Origin of the sequence: Paractinoplanes durhamensis (genome assembly GCF_016862175.1) — a bacterium.
In the GTDB taxonomy this organism is placed as follows: domain Bacteria; phylum Actinomycetota; class Actinomycetes; order Mycobacteriales; family Micromonosporaceae; genus Actinoplanes; species Actinoplanes durhamensis.
This window is the reverse complement of sequence record NZ_BOML01000031.1, coordinates 41,276-57,038: the sequence shown is the minus strand read 5'-3', so window position 1 is coordinate 57,038 and position 15,763 is coordinate 41,276. Positions and strand designations below refer to the sequence as shown.

Below are 15,763 nucleotides of genomic sequence, written 5' to 3'. Positions count from 1 at the left end.
GGGCGCGGACCCCGAGGGGGAGAGCGCGTGTTTCTGCTGCTGTCGACGTCCGACACCGACCTGCTCAGCGCCCGGGCGAGCGCGGCCGACTGGCGGCTCGCCAACCCGGCCCGCACCGGCGTGGACGACCTGCCGGGCCTGCTCGCCGGGGTCGAGCTCGTCGTGGTGCGCATCCTCGGCGGGCGCCGGGCCTGGGAAGAGGGGCTCGACGCGCTGCTCGCCGGGCCGGTCCCGGTCGTGGTGCTGGGCGGCGAGCAGGCGCCGGACGCCGAGCTGATGAAGCTCTCCACGGTGCCGGCCGGGGTGGCCGCCGAGGCGCACACCTACCTGGCCCAGGGCGGGTCGGACAATCTCGCCGCGGTCTGGCACTTCCTCTCCGACACCGTGCTGCTCACCGGGCACGGCTTCGCGGCCCCGGTGGCCGCGCCCGACTGGGGGCCGCTGCCGCGCGAGTCCGCGCTCGACGCCGGGCCGACCGTCGCGGTGCTCTACTACCGCGCTCACCACATGGCCGGGAACACCGCGTTCGTCGAGTCGCTGTGCAAACAGCTCGAGGCGAAGGGCGCGCGGCCATTGCCGATCTTCACGGCCTCCCTGCGTACGGCATCAAGCGAGCTCCTCGCCGAATTGCGCAAGGCCGACGCCCTGATCGTGACCGTCCTGGCCGCCGGTGGCACGAAGCCGGCGACCGTCGGCGCCGGAGGTGACGACGAGGCGTGGGACGTCGGTTTTCTCGCCGGGCTCGACGTGCCGATCCTGCAGGCGCTGTGCCTGACCAGCAGCCGGGCCACGTGGGAGGCCAGCGACGACGGGTTGTCGCCGCTGGACGCGGCGACCCAGGTGGCGATCCCCGAGTTCGACGGGCGGATCATCACGGTGCCGTTCTCGTTCAAGGAGATCGACCCGGACGGGTTGTCGGTCTACGTCGCCGACGACGAGCGTGCGGCCCGGGTGGCCGGCATCGCGGTGGCGCACGCCCGGCTGCGGCACATCCCGCCGGCCGAGCGGAAGATCGTGCTGATGCTGTCGGCCTATCCGACCAAGCACTCCCGGATCGGCAACGCGGTCGGCCTGGACACCCCGGCGTCGACGGTGGCGCTGCTCGCCGCGCTCCGCGAGCAGGGTTACCGCACCGGGTCGTTCGGCGACTACGACGGCGACGGGCTGATCCACGCGCTGATCGCGGCGGGCGGGCAGGACCCGGACTGGCTGACCGAGGACCAGTTGGCCGCGAACAAGGTGCGGATCAGCTCCTCTTCCTACGCCTCATTCTTCGCCACCCTTCCGGCCGACCTGCGGGCCCGGATGGAACAGCACTGGGGGCCGGCGCCGGGCGAGCTCTACGTCGACAACGGCGACATCGTGCTGGCCGCGATGCGCGACGAGAACATCGTGGTGATGGTGCAGCCGCCGCGCGGCTTCGGCGCCAACCCGGTCGCCATCTACCACGACCCGGACCTGCCGCCGAGCCACCACTACCTGGCCGCCTACCGCTGGGTGGCCGACGAGTTCGGCGCACACGCGGTGGTGCACGTCGGCAAGCACGGCAACCTGGAGTGGCTGCCCGGCAAGAACGTCGGCATGTCGGCTTCGGACGGCACCGATGCCGCGCTCGGGGACCTGCCGCTGATCTACCCGTTCCTGGTCAACGACCCGGGCGAGGGCACCCAGGCCAAGCGCCGGGCGCACGCCACCCTGGTCGACCACCTGATCCCGCCGATGGCGCGGGCCGAGTCCTACGGCGACATCGCCCGGCTCGAACAGCTGCTCGACGAGCACGCCAACATCGCCGCGCTCGACCCGGCCAAGCTGCCGGCCATCCGCGCGCAGATCTGGACGCTGATCCAGGCCGCCAAGATGGACCACGACCTCGGCCTGGACAACCGGCCCGGGGACGAGGAGTTCGACGAGTTCATCCTGCACGTCGACGGGTGGCTGTGCGAGGTCAAGGACGTTCAGATCCGGGACGGCCTGCACATCCTCGGGGCCGCGCCGGTCGGCGAGGCCCGAATCAACCTGGTGCTCGCGATGCTGCGGGCCCGGCAGATGTGGGCCGGCAAGGTGGCCGCCCTGCCCGGTCTGCGCGAGGCGCTGGGGCTGGCGGAGGACGCGTCGACCGCTCGCACCGACGAGGTGGAGCAGGAAGCCCGCGCGCTGGTCATCGCGATGGAAGAGGCCGGCTGGCCCACTGACGCCTCGCACATTTCGGACAATTCCGAAGTGCGGCGAGTGCTGGAGTTCGCCGCCGCCGAGATCGTGCCGCGGCTGGCCCGCACCACCGACGAGCTCACCAACGTGCTGCACGCCCTCGACGGCGGTTACATCCCGGCCGGGCCGAGCGGCTCGCCGCTGCGCGGCCTGATCAACGTGCTGCCCACCGGCCGCAACTTCTACTCGGTCGACCCCAAGGCCATCCCGAGCGCGCTCGCCTGGGAGACCGGCCAGGCGATGGCCGACTCGCTGCTCGCCCGCTACCGCACCGACTACGGCGACTGGCCGCGCTCGGTCGGCCTCTCCGCGTGGGGCACCAGCGCCATGCGCACGGCCGGCGACGACATCGCCGAGATCCTCGCCCTGATCGGCGTACGGCCGATCTGGGACCCGGCCTCGCGCCGGGTGACCGGCCTGGAGCCGATCGCGCGCGACGAACTCCAGCGGCCCCGCATCGACGTGACGGTCCGCATCTCCGGCTTCTTCCGGGACGCGTTCCCGCACGTCGTGGCGATGCTCGACGACGCCTTCCGGATGGTCGCCGAGCTCGACGAACCGGACAACTACGTCCGCGACCACGCCCTGCGGGACAAGAACGAGCACGGCGACTGGCGGCGGGCCACCATGCGCATCTTCGGCTCCCGGCCGGGTGCCTACGGCGCCGGCATCCTCCCGCTCATCGACAGCCGGAACTGGCGGGACGACAAGGACCTGGCCGAGGTGTACGCCGTGTGGGGTGGCTTCGCGTACGGGCGTGGCCTGGACGGCGTGCCCGCGCGACCGGACATGGAAAATGCCTACCGCCGGATCGACGTGGCCGCGAAAAACATCGACACCCGCGAGCACGACATCGCCGACTCGGACGACTACTTCCAGTACCACGGCGGCATGATCGCCACGGTGCGCGCGCTGACCGGCAAGGCCCCCGCCGCGTACGTCGGCGACTCCACCAACCCGGACGCCACCCGCACCCGCAGCCTGACCGAGGAGACCGCCCGGATCTTCCGGGCCCGGGTGGTCAACCCGCGCTGGATCGCCGCGATGCGCCGGCATGGCTACAAGGGCGCGTTCGAGCTGGCCGCGACGGTCGACTACCTGTTCGGCTTCGACGCGACGGCCGGCGTGGTCACCGACTGGATGTACGAGCAGCTGGCCGCGAGCTACGTGCTCGACCCGGAGAACCAGAAGTTCATGCAGGACTCGAACCCGTGGGCCCTGCACGGCATCACCGAACGCCTGCTGGAGGCGGCCGACCGCAAGCTGTGGGACTCCCCGGACCCGGCGACCCTCACCGCCCTGCAGGAGGTCTTCCTGGCCACCGAGGGCGACCTCGAAGACAACTAGTCGGGGCGGCGCAGGAGATAGGTGTCCATGATCCAGCCGTGCTGTTCGCGGGCCTCGGCCCGGGTCTTCAGGATGTCGTCGGCGACGTCCGCGACCCGGCCCGAGCGCAGCAGCTCGTCGGTGGTGCCGAGGTAGGCGCCCCAGTAGATGTCGGCGTCCGGGTGGGCGGTGAAGGCCTGCTGGGCGTCGAGCATGACGATCACGTCGTCGACGCCGGCCGGCCAGCCCTCGTCGGTCAGCCGGCGGCCGGTCGTCACCTGGAACGCCCGGCCCACCCGGTTCAGGCCGATCCGGTGCCGGGCGGCCAGCGTCGACACGCTGCTGATGCCGGGGATCACCTCGTACTCGAAGAGGGTCTGACCGCGGGCCAGGATCTCGTCGAGGATGGCGATCGTCGAGTCGTAGAGCGACGGGTCGCCCCAGACCAGGAACGCGCCGGTCTCGTCGTCAAGCAGGTGCTCGCTGATCAGCGCCTCGGTGACCTCGGAGCGGCGGTGCCGCCAGTCGGCGATCGTGCCCTGGTAGTCGGCGGGCGTGCGGTCCCGGTCGGGGTCCCGCCCCTCGACGACCCGGCGGCTGGGCCGGCCGTACGCCTTCATCATCCGGCGCCGCAGCTCGACCATGCTCTCCTTCGCCGCGCCCTTGTCGAGGACGAAGAAGAGATCGGTCCGCCCGATCGCCTTGGCCGCCTGCAAACTCAGCTGGTCCGGGTCACCGGCACCGATCCCGATCACGTAGATCTTCCGCACGATTGTCGAGGTTAGCCTGCAGCTCGCGCAGCCCCCGCGCGGCCGGGCTGCCGGCGTCGGCGGTCACGAAGACGACCTCCTGATCGTCGTCGGGAACGGACAGCACGTCGCAATTGACGGCGAGCGCCCCGAGAAGCGGATGGTCGACGGTCTTGCGGCGGTGGCCGGGGGAGCGCACCGGGTTGGTGTCCCACAGCGCCACGAACTCTTCGCTGCCGGCCCGCAGCTCGCCCAGCAGGGCGGCGAGGGCGGCGTCGCGCGGGTAGCGGACGGCGGCCGCCCGCAGCCGGGCCACCGCGACCGCCCCGAACTCCTCGGCCCCCGAGCTCCGATGGCCGGGCCCGCCGAGGAACCGCCGCCGGGCCAGGTTGGGCTGCGTGCCGAGGCCGCCGAGCAGGGCGCCGGCCAGCGGACTCCAGGCGATCACGTCGTAGTTGGCGGCGGTGACCACGGCCGCGGTGTCCGGCAAGCGGCCGAGCAGGGCGGCGACGTGCGGGCGCACCCGTTGCGACGGGCCGGGTGGCGCGGTCGGGACGGCGCCGGCCAGGTGGAACAGGTGGCGGCGCTCGGCCGGGTCGAGGCCGAGGGCGTGGCTGAGCCCGTCCAGGATCCGGGCCGACGGGTGCGGCCCGCGCGCCTGCTCCAGGCGTACGTAATAGTCCACCGACATGTGCGCGAGGGCGGCGACCTCCTCGCGCCGAAGTCCGGGCGTGCGCCGCGGTCCGGCGTCGGCCGGCCGCAGCCGTTCCCGCCGGTTCCGCAGGAACCGCGCCAACTCCGCTCGCGCCACCGCGGCCTCCCTGGTATCGGTTGTCCCTGGCAGCGACTCCGCCGCCGCGGAATCGTCGAACCCATGACCAACACTTCCACGGCCCTGGTGACGGGCGCCAACAAGGGAATCGGCAAGCAGATCGCGCGGCTTCTGGCCGAGGAGGGATTTCGGGTGTACGCGTCGGCCCGCGACCCGCAGCGCGGCGCCGAGGCCGTCGCCGGCATTCCGGGCGATGTCCGCTTCGTGCAGCTCGACGTGACCGATCCGGCGAGCGTCGCGGCGGCCGCCAAGGAGGTCGGTGAGCTGGACGTTCTCGTCAACAACGCCGGCATCCTGGTCGGTGGCGCCAACCCGGCCGAGGCCGCCGTCGACGACTTCCGGCGCACCTACGAGACCAACGTCTTCGGTGTCCTCGCGGTGACCAACGCGTTCCTGCCGGCGCTGCGCCGCTCGGCCTGCCCGCGGATCGTCAACATCTCCAGTGGCACCGGCTCGATGACGCAGAGCGCGGCCGAGGCGTTCGCGGCCACCGGCGGCTCCGGCGCCGCCTACCGCTCGTCGAAGACCGCCCTCAACGCGATCACCCTGTTCTACGCCCAGGCCCTGCCCGGCTTCCGGGTCAACGCGCTCGCCCCGGGCCTGCGCCGCACCGACCTCAACGAGCGCGCCCAGCAGGCCGACGGCGACCCGGCCGAGGCGGCCGCCGGTGCGGTCCGGCTGGCGCTGCTCGGCGACGACGGTCCCACCGGTGGATTCTTCTCCTGGGACGGGCGCACCGTGCCGTGGTGAAAGTCAGTAACGTCAATGTCCATGGGGAGCGAGCCGACCGCCGGGGCGCTGCTCGCCGCGGGCAACGAGGCGATGCTGGAGGCGGCGTTCCGCACCGGTGACCACCTGCCGGCGCGGCAACTGCTGGAGGCGGCGTGCGACCGGGCCCGGCTGGCCCGCGACCGGATCACCGAGGCGGCCGCGCTGACCAGGCTCGGCATGCTGCTGCACTTCGCGGCGATCGGCGAGGACCTGAGCCGGGCCGACTGGGCGGCCGAGGAGCGGCTGTTCCAGGACGCCCTGGCCATCCAGCGGGAGACCGACGACCCGGCCGGTGCGGCCGAGTCGCTGTTCGGGCTGGGGCTGGTGCATCAGGTGCTGCGCGGTGACTGGGCCACCGCGATGCCGTTCTACCGCGAGGCGCTCACCCTGGCCGAGCGGTATGCCGACGAGATGGTGCGCTCCGAGGTGCACCGGCACATCGGGTTCTTCCACGTCTACGTGGCCGGCGACCCGGAGCAGGGGCTGCGGCATCTGCGCATGTCGCAGGTGCTGCGGGAGCGCTACGGCGATCCGCGCCGGGTCGCGACCGGCACCCTCGCGCTGGGCGAGGCCGAGCTGGCCGCGGGCAACCGCGCCGAGGCGATGCGCCTGCTGCACGAGGCGGTCCGCCAGGCCCGCGCGGCCGGCCTGAGCGAGCAGCGGATCGGCTGGGCGGAGCGGGCACTGCACGAGGCTGAACTACCGGGCGCCTAATCGGGAACGCCGCTGTCGAGACTTCGTCGGATTGCCGACGGATCGACCGTGATCTGTCCAGCGTGGTTGTAACTTAACCGACAGTGACCTGGTCAAAGGGGGCGGCCTTGACCGAGCACACCTCTTTCCATCCGGTTGTCGGGATCGACCTCGGCACCACTTCGTGCACCATGGCGGTCTGGAATGGCGCCGAGCCGATCGTCATCCCCGGCCCGGACGGCGGATCCACCCTCCCGGCCGTGGTCGGGCAGAATCAGGCCGGCCAGATCGTGGTCGGCCGCCCGTCGGCGAGTGACGCCCTGCCGCAGATCGACCGGATCAAGCGCGACCTCGGCACCGAGGAGCGACTCCGGCTGCGCGGCCGGCACTACCGGCCGCCGGAGATCTGCGCCTTCCTGCTGATCGAGCTGAAACGGCAGGCCGAGGCGTTCCTCGGCGGCGCGGTGCACGACGCGGTGATCACCGTCTCCGGTTCGGCCGGCGAGCCGCAGCGCCGCGCGATCCGGGAGGCGGCCGGGCTCGCCCAGCTCAACCTGCGCCTGCTGCTCGACGACCCGGTGGCGGCCGCGGCGGCGCTCGGCGTCGGCGATCAGGATCGGACCTACGCGATCTACGACCTCGGCGGCGGCACGTTCGACACGGCCATCGTGCGGATCGGGCCGGACGGGGTGGCCGTGCTGGGCGCGGCCGGCGACCCGCAGCTGGGCGGCGACGACTTCGACGAGCACATCGTCGGGTACACCCTGCGCCAGATCCGCGAGCGGCACCACGTCGACCTGAGCCGGGATGAGCACGTGCGGCGGCGGATCCGGTGGGAGGCCGAGCGCCGCAAGCGGGAGCTGTCCACGGCCGAGACCACCGTGCTGGACCTGCCGCTGCTCACCGCGACGGTCAGCGTCAGCGTGCCGCTGTCCCGGCGTGCCTTCGAGGCGATGATCGAGCCGGACGTGACCAAGTCGCTGGGCCACGTGGCCGCCGCGCTGGCCGCGGCCGAGCTCGAGCACGGCCTGCCGCGCCGCGCCGTCGACCAGGTGATCCTGTCCGGCGGCTCGACCCGGATCCCGTCGATCCGGGCCCGCCTGGCCGACTACTTCGGGCTCGACGCCGAGGCGGTGCGGGCCGACGTCGACCCGGCCGAGCTGAACGCGCGCGGCGCCGGGCTGATCGCCCGCGAGTTCGAACCGGCGATGATCTTCGAGGGCTCCCGGCCCGGCCTGCTCGGCGCCAACCTGCGATTACGCGCCGAGATGGCGGACCCGTCGCCGGCCGCCGAGACCATCGGTCTCCAGCCGCCCGACCTGCTGCCCGGCGTCCCGGCCGAGACCCCGGCCGACTTCCGCGCGGTCGCCGACGCCAGCCGCAGCCTGCTGACCACCACGCCGGCCGGCGGCCGCGGGCGCGGTCCGCTCCGCGCCGCCTATCTGGCGTTCGTGGCCGCCATCCAGGCGGCCGACCCCGACTCCCGGCTGACCGAGCTCGGCCGGCGGCTCGCCACCGAGTACGACCGGTCCGGACGGGGGGCTCCCGACCAGCCCACCGAAACGTCAGACTAACGTTTGAACCATGCGGATCAGCCTGGGTTTGCCGGTTTCGGGGGCGTGGGCCACGCCCGCGTCGCTGGCCCGATTCGCCAAGCTTGCCGAGGAGCTCGGCTACTACGGCCTGTGGTCGTTCCAGCGGCTGCTGGTCGGCGTCGACCAGGAGATGGCGCCGGTCTACCGCAGTGTGCTCGACCCGATGGTCGCGCTGAGCTACACGGCTGCCTGCACCTCCCGGATCCGGCTCGGCGTCGCGGTGATCAACCTGCCGTACGTGTCGCCGGCCTATCTCGCCAAGCAGGCGGCCAGCCTGGACGTGGTCTCCGGCGGGCGGCACGACCTGGGGCTGGGCACCGGCTGGTCGGAACCGGAGTTCGTGGCGACCGGGTCGGACCCGAACCCGCGTGGCCGGCGCACCGAGGAGTACCTGGCCGCCCTGCGCACGCTGTGGAACGACCCGGTGGCGTCCTTCGAGGGCGAGTTCTACACCGTTCCGCCGAGCCGGTCGGCGCCGCCGCCGGTGCAGGCGGGCGGTCCGCCGGTCCTGCTGGGCGGCACCGCGGAGCCGGCTCTGCGCCGGGCCGGCCGGATCGCCGCCGGGTGGGTGAGCAGCAGCCGGGCGCGGCTCGCGGACATCGAGCGCGGCGTGCAGGTGGTGCGCCGCTCGGCCGAGGAGTCCGGCCGGGACCCGGACGAGATGCGCATCGTGGTGCGCGGCGTGGTGCGGGCCGGCGCCCGGGACGATGCGCTGCCGCTGTCCGGCGACCCTGATCAGATCCGGGCCGGGGCCTCGCTCTACGCCCGGGCCGGGGTGACCGAGTTGTTCTACGACCTGAACTGGGATCCGCTGATCGCCGGGGCGGACGCCGACCCGGCGGCGGCCCTGGAGCGGGCCGAAGCGATCATCACCGATCTGGCGCCCGTCGACTTCGTAACGTAGGGATGACGCCCGTCGAAGTCCGCAAAATGGCCGAGAATGGCGCCCGATTCGTAATGGGAATGGCCGGTGGGCTTCCGGATGGCTCTTTCGCACGCCGGTGTTATGACCCGCGCGCTATGGAAGAACCGTGTTTCCAGGGCCGTACGGGCCGTGGATCTGGGTCCTTCGGCCCTGATCAACCGGAGATCTTCCTTGTGGGAGCGCTCACAGCAGGAGATCAGACGGGCACCGTCTGCCAAGATCGACATGTCGGCGAAACTCTCATGAAACAGCGGCCCATTGCGGTACGGGGCGTGACTTCGATGACTTTGCGCAACAGTACGATTGCCCTTTGACTTGTGATATCCGACAAAAAAGACACTCCAGATCGTCGAAACGCCTGATTTGTTCGGTCGAGTGGCGGTACGTGCCCCGGTGGGCGGTCCCTTGGTGTGACGTGGACAACATGCCGCTTTCAGCTGGCTGTTATTCATTCGATGCGTCAACTCATTTCCTACGGACGATTTCCGGGCTACCTTCCCAACCGCAGCATCCGAATACCTCTCGCGCACGGCGCATGTGAGGGTGTGTCGTTCGATGGAGGTGATTGACCGTGGAACCACTGATCGAAGAGGCCGCGGTGGAGCCCAAGGGCGCGTCGATCGACGCGATGACGGCTCCGACAGGGGAACCCAAGAAGGTCGAGACCCGGCACAAGTCGCCGACCCAGATCGCCCTGGCGCGTTTGCGCAAGGACCGGCTGGCGATGGTCTGTCTGGGGATTTTCATCTTCTTCATCCTGATCGCCGTGTTCGCCCCGCTTCTCGCGAAGCTCGAGGGCCAGGACACGACGACGCTGCACCAGGACCTGATCGACGAGTACGGTTTTCCGACCATCTCGTTCACCAGTGAGCACTGGTTCGGCATCGAGCCGCGACTCGGCCGCGACCTGTTCGCCCGCTTCGTCTACGGCGCCCGCCCGTCGCTGATCGTGGCCATCACGGTCACCGCGATCACCGCCGTCGTCGGCGTGTGCATGGGCCTGCTGTCCGGCTTCCTCGGCGGCTGGATCGACCGGGTCATCTCCTGGGTCGTCGACTTCGTCCTGAGCCTGCCCTACCTTCTCTTCGCGATCGCCGCGCCGGCCGTGATCCTGAGCATCATGGGCGACAACCCGACCGAGGCGGACGTCAGCCAGGTCACCCGGTCCCGCTTCCTCGCGCTGATCCTGGTGCTCTCGTTCTTCGGCTGGGCGAGCCTGGCCCGCCTCATCCGCGGTGAGGTCCTGTCGCTGCGTGAGCGCGAGTTCATCGCCGCCGCCAAGGTGCTGGGTGTGCCCACCCGCAAAGTTCTGTTCAAGGAACTGCTGCCGAACCTGGTGGCGCCGATCATCATCGCCACCTCGCTGGCTCTGCCGACCTACATCGTCGCCGAGGCGGGTCTGACCTTCCTCGGCGTGGGTCTGGTCGAGCCGACCCCGTCGTGGGGGCTCACGATCAGCAACGCCACGACGTACTACCGGGCCGACCCGCTCTACCTGTGGCTGCCCGTCCTGGCGATCAGCATCCTGGTGCTGGCGCTGAGCCTGCTCGGTGACTCGATCCGAGACGCTTTTGATCCCCGCACCCGACGGTGACCCCGTCGACGCATTGTTAAGGAAGAGGAGAAATGGCAAGGCGCTTCAAGGTGGCCGTGGCGGCGACAGCCGCCCTGGCGATCGGGCTGTCGGGCTGTGGCAGCCCGTCATCGAAGAACGACACAGGTAAGGCAGACACCGGCAAGCTTCAGGCCCAGCAGGCCGCGACCGACCCGAACGCCAAGGGTCCGGCCGAAGAGGTCCCCGGCGCGAAGAAGGGCGGCACGATCCAGATCGTCGCCCAGACCACGCCGTCGACGCTGGACCCGACCGATACGTACTACACCGACTCGAACGAGATCGAGAAGCTCACCTTCCGTACGCCCACGCAGTACGACATCCGGAACGGCCAGCCCGTTCTCGTCCCCGACCTGACCGACCTCGGTACGGCCTCGGCGGACAAGCTGACGTGGACGTTCAAGATGACGGGCACGTTCAAGTACGAGGACGGCACGGACGTCAAGGTCGAGGACCTGGCGTACGCGATCAAGCGGTCCTTCGCGCACGACGTGTACCCGAACGGCCCGGCGTACCAGCTGACCTACTTCAAGGACGGCGACAAGTACAAGGGCCCGTACGCCGACGGTGACACCTACTCCGGCGTGGAGACCCAGGGCACCGACACCCTGATCATCCACCTGGCGAAGCCGTTCGCCGACCTGCCGTTCTACCTGACCTTCCCGGCGTTCACGCCGATCCCGAAGGCCAAGGACACCAAGCAGGACTACAAGAACCACCCGCTGTCCACCGGCCCGTACATGTTCGACCAGTACGTTCCGGGCACCTCGCTGACGCTGAAGAAGAACCCGAACTGGGACCCCAACACGGACCCGGCCCGGCACCAGTACGCGGACGCGTGGAGCTTCAAGTGGGGCGGCGAGCTCGTCACCCTGCAGCAGAAGGTGCTCAACAGCGCCGGCGACGACGCCAACTCGCTCGCCTACGACGAGGTTGACGCTTCGCTGATCCCGCAGCTGACCGGCGACAAGGCCAACCAGCTGATCAAGGGTGAGAGCCCCTGCCTCTACATCCTGAACATGGACACCCGCAAGATCACCGACATCAACGTCCGTAAGGCGATCGCCAAGGCGTACCCCTACGACGCGCTGTCGAAGGCCAACGGCAACAACGACTACACCGCCGAGCCGGCCAGCACCTTCCTTCCCCCGGGCGTTCCGGGTCACACCAAGTACACCCCGCTCCCGGACATGACCGGCACCGGTGCCGGTGACCCCGAGGGCGCCAAGAAGCTGCTCACCGACGCCGGCAAGATCGGCTTCGAGCTCAGCTGGTACTACGACAACACCAAGCCGATCCCGCAGCAGATCTCGAACATCCGGGCCGACGCGCTGACCAAGGCCGGCTTCAAGGTCAAGGCGATCGGTGTGGCCACGGCCGACCTGCGTGCCAAGGTCGGCGACTACGACGCTCCGGTCAACATCGGTCAGTCCCCGCGTGGCTGGTGCTCCGACTGGCCGACCGGTAGCTCGTGGCTGCCGGTGCTCTTCGAGACGAAGAGCATCGCCGAGGGCCAGAGCTGGGGCATGCTGCAGGACGCCGCCCTGGACAAGAAGATCGAGGACGTCGCGAACCTGCCCACCGACCAGGCGACTGCCAAGTGGGCCGAGCTCGACCAGGAGATCATGGGCATGTACGTCGCCCTGCCGTGGTACTACACCAAGATGGCCGTCGTGGCCGGCACCAACATCGGCGGCGCCGTCGGCGACGCGACCGTGGGTATGCCGTTCTTCCCGGACATGTTCCTGAAGAGCTGACCTAGGGTCAGATTCGGCCGGTGGCCCGGTCGCTACGGCGGCCGGGCCACCGATCACGCCTACCGGCGTTCCTCCAGTCACCTATCTCGATCTCTCTCACCATGAGGTGCCGCCGTGCTGTTCTACATCCTGCGACGCGTGATCAGTGCGATCTCGGTCGTGATAGTCACGGTGGTGTGCAGTTTCCTGCTGTTCTTCGCCGCGCCGCACGACCCGGCCGGCGTGATCTGCGGCCCGAAGTGCACGCCTGAACGGCTGAAGGACATCACCAACAGCCTCAATCTCGACCAACCCGTAGTCGAGCAGATCGGTCTCTACTTCAAGGGCATCGTGGTCGGTCGCGACTACACCGCCGGCGGTGTCACCCGGCACTGCGACGCGCCCTGCCTCGGTTACTCGTACATCCTCGGCGTTCCCGTCACCGACCTGCTGGCGCGCGCCGTCCCGGTCACGCTGTCGATCGTCATCGGTGGCGCGACCATCTATCTGGTCTTCGGCGTCCTGATCGGCACCATCGCGGCCCGGGTTCGAGGAACGACTCTCGACAAGGCCACGGTCGGCACCTCGCTGGTGATCGGCTCGGTTCCGTACTTCATCGTCGCCCTGGTCATCGCGCTGTACGCCACGTTCCTGCCGAAGTCGCAGTACGTGTCGTTCTTCGACAATCCGATCCAGTGGGCCGGCGGCCTGCTCGCGGCCTGGCTCTGTCTCGGCCTGACCAACTCGGCGCAGTACACCCGGTACTCCCGCGCCTCCATGATCGAGGCCCTCGGCCAGGACTTCGCCCGCACCGCCCGGTCGAAGGGCATCTCGGAGCGACGCGTGGTCTACCGGCACGGCCTGCGCGCCGCCATGACCCCGGTCATCACCATCTTCGGCGTCGACGTCGCCTACCAGCTGGTCAACACGATCTTCACCGAGCGCATCTTCCAGCTGCCCGGCCTCGGCACCCGCATCATCAACGCGTTCAACCAGTACGACCTGCCGGTGCTGATGGGCGGCGTGATCGTCGGCGCCACCGTCCTGGTCGTGATGAACCTGGTGGTAGACATCCTGTACACGGTGCTCGACCCTCGTGTGCGGCTCGGATGAGCGACACCGACCCGACCACATCTGTCCCGCAAGGCGGCAACATGACTGATCAGAGCGTCCGCGCCCCGCAGACCGTCACCCGCATCCCGCGCGCACACGCCGAGGGTGAAGAGGCGTACCTCGAGGTCAACGACCTGCACGTCCAGTTCCCCACGGCGGACGGCAAAGTGCAGGCGGTGCAGGGCCTGAGCTACTCGCTGCCGCTGCGGCGCACGCTGGCCATCGTCGGCGAGTCCGGCTCCGGCAAGAGCGTCTCCAGCATGGCCATCCTCGGCCTGCACGACCGCAAGTCGACCTGGATCTCCGGGTCGATCAAGGTCGGCGGCAAAGAGGTCGTCGGCATGAGCGAGAAGGACCTGATGAGCTACCGCGGCGCCGACGCCGCGATGATCTTCCAGGACCCGCAGTCGTCGCTGCACCCGTTCTTCACCATCGGCGACCAGATCATGGAGTCGTACCGGGCGCACCACAACGTCTCGAAGCGGGTGGCCAAGGCGCGTGCGATCGACATGCTCGGCCGGGTCGGCATCCCGAACCCGTCGCGCCGGGTGAATCAGTTCCCGCATGAGTTCTCCGGCGGCATGCGGCAGCGCGCCATGATCGCGATGGCGCTGGTCAACGACCCGAAGCTGCTGATCGCCGACGAGCCGACCACGGCCCTCGACGTGACCGTGCAGGCGCAGATCCTCGACCTCATCTCCGATCTGCAGCGCGACTTCGGCTCGGCGGTCGTCTTCATCACCCACGACCTGGGCGTGGTGGCCGAGATCGCCGACGACATCCTGGTGATGTACGGCGGCAACGCGGTCGAGCACGGCCCGGTCGACAAGATCCTCGGTGCGCCGCTGCACCCGTACAGCTGGGGTCTGCTGGAAAGCATCCCGGCGGTGTCCGGCACGCCCGGCCCGCTGCACCCGATCCCGGGCTCGCCGCCCAGCCTGCTCGCCATGCCGAGCGGCTGCGCCTTCCACCCGCGCTGCGAGTTCCGCGACCGGGTGGGCGGCGACCTGTGCCGCACGCTCAAGCCCGAGTTGATCTCGCGGACCGCGGACCAGGGCCGCACCTCCCGGTGCCACCTGAAGGAACCCGACAGGGTGTTCGAGACCGAAGTCCTGCCCCGGCTGCCGTAAGAGGACCACTGCGATGACCGCTGCTACGAACACGAAGTCGGGAGTCAAGCGGGTTGAGGGTGCCCCTCTGCTCGAGCTCGACAATGTGAAGATGCATTTCCGGACCAAGGGCGATGGCCTGCTGGCCCGCAAGAACAAGTGGGTGCAGGCGGTCGACGGGGTCAGCCTGACCGTGCAGCCCGGCGAGACGCTGGGCCTGGTCGGCGAGTCCGGCTGTGGCAAGTCCACCACCGCCCGGCTGATCACCCGGCTGCTCGAACCGACCGCCGGCTCGATCAAGTACCAGGGCGTGGACATCGCGCACATGTCCGAGCGCAAGCTGCGGCCGTACCGCCGGGAGATCCAGCTGATCTTCCAGGACCCGTACTCGTCGCTGAACCCGCGGCACACCGTCGGCGCGATCGTCGGCACCGCGCTGCGTACGCACGGCATGGTGCCCAAGAACGGCGAGCTGAAGCGGGTGCAGGAGCTGCTCGAGGTCGTCGGCCTCAACCCGGAGCACTTCAACCGCTACCCGCACGAGTTCTCCGGCGGTCAGCGCCAGCGCATCGGCATCGCCCGCGCGCTCGCCGCCCGGCCGAAGATCATCGTGGCCGACGAGCCGGTCTCGGCGCTCGACGTGTCCATCCAGGCCCAGGTGATGAACCTGCTGGAGAACCTCCGCAAGGAGCTGGGCATCGCGTTCGTCTTCATCGCCCACGACCTGGGCGTGGTCCGGCACTTCTGCGACCGGGTCGCGGTCATGTACCTCGGCCGGATGGTCGAGGAGGGCCCGCGGGACGCGCTCTACGAGAAGCCGCAGCACCCGTACACTCAGGCGCTGCTCTCCGCGGTGCCGGACATCGCGGTGGTCCGCGGCGTTCCGCCGAAGCACCGGATCCGGCTGGTCGGCGACGTGCCCAGCCCGGTCGACCCGCCGTCCGGCTGCCGCTTCCGCACCCGCTGCTGGAAGGCCCAGGACATCTGCGCCACCCAGGACCCGCCGCTGGAGGAGAAGCCGGGCGGTGCCACCGTCGCGGCCTGCCACTTCGCCGAGCCGCCGGTCGAGTCGATCGTCGCCGAGGTCGTCTAGC

The 15,763-nt window shown here is 70.1% G+C and carries 12 protein-coding genes; 10 read left to right on the top strand and 2 right to left on the bottom strand.

Going from position 1 to position 15,763, the window contains the following annotated elements; genetic code table 11:
• Positions 1–27 precede the first annotated feature (27 nt).
• Positions 28–3,555, top strand: a complete 3,528-nt coding sequence (gene cobN, locus Adu01nite_RS18035) for a cobaltochelatase subunit CobN (protein ID WP_203728050.1) — start codon at positions 28–30, stop codon at positions 3,553–3,555.
• Here the strand turns inward: cobN and cobF are convergent.
• Complete coding sequence (cobF, locus tag Adu01nite_RS18030) at positions 3,552–4,304, bottom strand: precorrin-6A synthase (deacetylating) (protein WP_203728049.1); 753 nt, start codon at positions 4,302–4,304, stop codon at positions 3,552–3,554. The genes cobN and cobF overlap by 4 nt on opposite strands.
• A complete protein-coding gene (locus Adu01nite_RS18025) occupies positions 4,267–5,094 on the bottom strand; it encodes a helix-turn-helix transcriptional regulator (protein WP_203728048.1) in 828 nt (275 codons plus the stop codon). Before Adu01nite_RS18025 ends, cobF begins: the two co-directional genes overlap by 38 nt.
• A 63-nt stretch (positions 5,095–5,157) precedes the next feature.
• Here Adu01nite_RS18025 and Adu01nite_RS18020 point away from each other — a divergent pair, with 63 nt between their 5' ends.
• The 9 genes from Adu01nite_RS18020 to Adu01nite_RS17980 all read left to right on the top strand — a co-directional run bounded on the left by Adu01nite_RS18020 (position 5,158) and on the right by Adu01nite_RS17980 (position 15,762).
• Positions 5,158–5,865: an SDR family oxidoreductase gene (locus tag Adu01nite_RS18020; protein ID WP_203728047.1), complete on the top strand. Its 708-nt coding sequence runs from the start codon at positions 5,158–5,160 to the stop codon at positions 5,863–5,865.
• A gap of 21 nt (positions 5,866–5,886) precedes the next feature.
• Positions 5,887–6,600 (top strand): tetratricopeptide repeat protein, encoded by a 714-nt coding sequence (locus Adu01nite_RS18015; protein WP_203728046.1) that lies wholly within the window; start codon positions 5,887–5,889, stop codon positions 6,598–6,600.
• A 107-nt stretch (positions 6,601–6,707) separates the two neighbouring features.
• The gene (locus Adu01nite_RS18010) at positions 6,708–8,153 is read left to right on the top strand and encodes an Hsp70 family protein (RefSeq protein WP_203728045.1); all 1,446 of its coding nucleotides are present in this window, start codon (positions 6,708–6,710) and stop codon (positions 8,151–8,153) included.
• A gap of 10 nt (positions 8,154–8,163) precedes the next feature.
• Positions 8,164–9,078 (top strand): TIGR03619 family F420-dependent LLM class oxidoreductase, encoded by a 915-nt coding sequence (locus Adu01nite_RS18005; RefSeq protein ID WP_203728044.1) that lies wholly within the window; start codon positions 8,164–8,166, stop codon positions 9,076–9,078.
• A 592-nt stretch (positions 9,079–9,670) separates the two neighbouring features.
• Positions 9,671–10,693 (top strand): ABC transporter permease, encoded by a 1,023-nt coding sequence (locus tag Adu01nite_RS18000; protein ID WP_203728043.1) that lies wholly within the window; start codon positions 9,671–9,673, stop codon positions 10,691–10,693.
• A 32-nt stretch (positions 10,694–10,725) separates the two neighbouring features.
• Positions 10,726–12,468, top strand: coding sequence for an ABC transporter substrate-binding protein (locus Adu01nite_RS17995; protein ID WP_203728042.1), 1,743 nt, complete (start codon positions 10,726–10,728; stop codon positions 12,466–12,468).
• A 114-nt stretch (positions 12,469–12,582) separates the two neighbouring features.
• Positions 12,583–13,560, top strand: coding sequence for an ABC transporter permease (locus Adu01nite_RS17990; protein ID WP_203728041.1), 978 nt, complete (start codon positions 12,583–12,585; stop codon positions 13,558–13,560).
• Between the two features lie 41 nt (positions 13,561–13,601).
• Positions 13,602–14,690 carry an ABC transporter ATP-binding protein gene (locus tag Adu01nite_RS17985; protein WP_203728040.1) on the top strand — a complete coding sequence of 363 codons (1,089 nt, stop codon included), beginning with the start codon at positions 13,602–13,604 and terminating at the stop codon, positions 14,688–14,690.
• 13 nt (positions 14,691–14,703) lie between these two features.
• A complete protein-coding gene (locus Adu01nite_RS17980) occupies positions 14,704–15,762 on the top strand; it encodes an ABC transporter ATP-binding protein (RefSeq protein WP_203728039.1) in 1,059 nt (352 codons plus the stop codon).
• The last annotated feature ends 1 nt before the right edge of the window (position 15,763 follow it).

Bases quoted from the DNA above. Each gene is read 5' to 3' on its own strand.
- Adu01nite_RS18020 (WP_203728047.1), top strand. From the start codon at position 5,158: ATGACCAACACTTCCACGGCCCTGGTGACGGGCGCCAACAAGGGAATC.
- Adu01nite_RS18015 (WP_203728046.1), top strand. From the start codon at position 5,887: ATGGGGAGCGAGCCGACCGCCGGGGCGCTGCTCGCCGCGGGCAACGAG.
- Adu01nite_RS18005 (WP_203728044.1), top strand. From the start codon at position 8,164: ATGCGGATCAGCCTGGGTTTGCCGGTTTCGGGGGCGTGGGCCACGCCC.
- Adu01nite_RS17995 (WP_203728042.1), top strand. From the start codon at position 10,726: ATGGCAAGGCGCTTCAAGGTGGCCGTGGCGGCGACAGCCGCCCTGGCG.
- Adu01nite_RS17985 (WP_203728040.1), top strand. From the start codon at position 13,602: ATGACTGATCAGAGCGTCCGCGCCCCGCAGACCGTCACCCGCATCCCG.
- Adu01nite_RS17980 (WP_203728039.1), top strand. From the start codon at position 14,704: ATGACCGCTGCTACGAACACGAAGTCGGGAGTCAAGCGGGTTGAGGGT.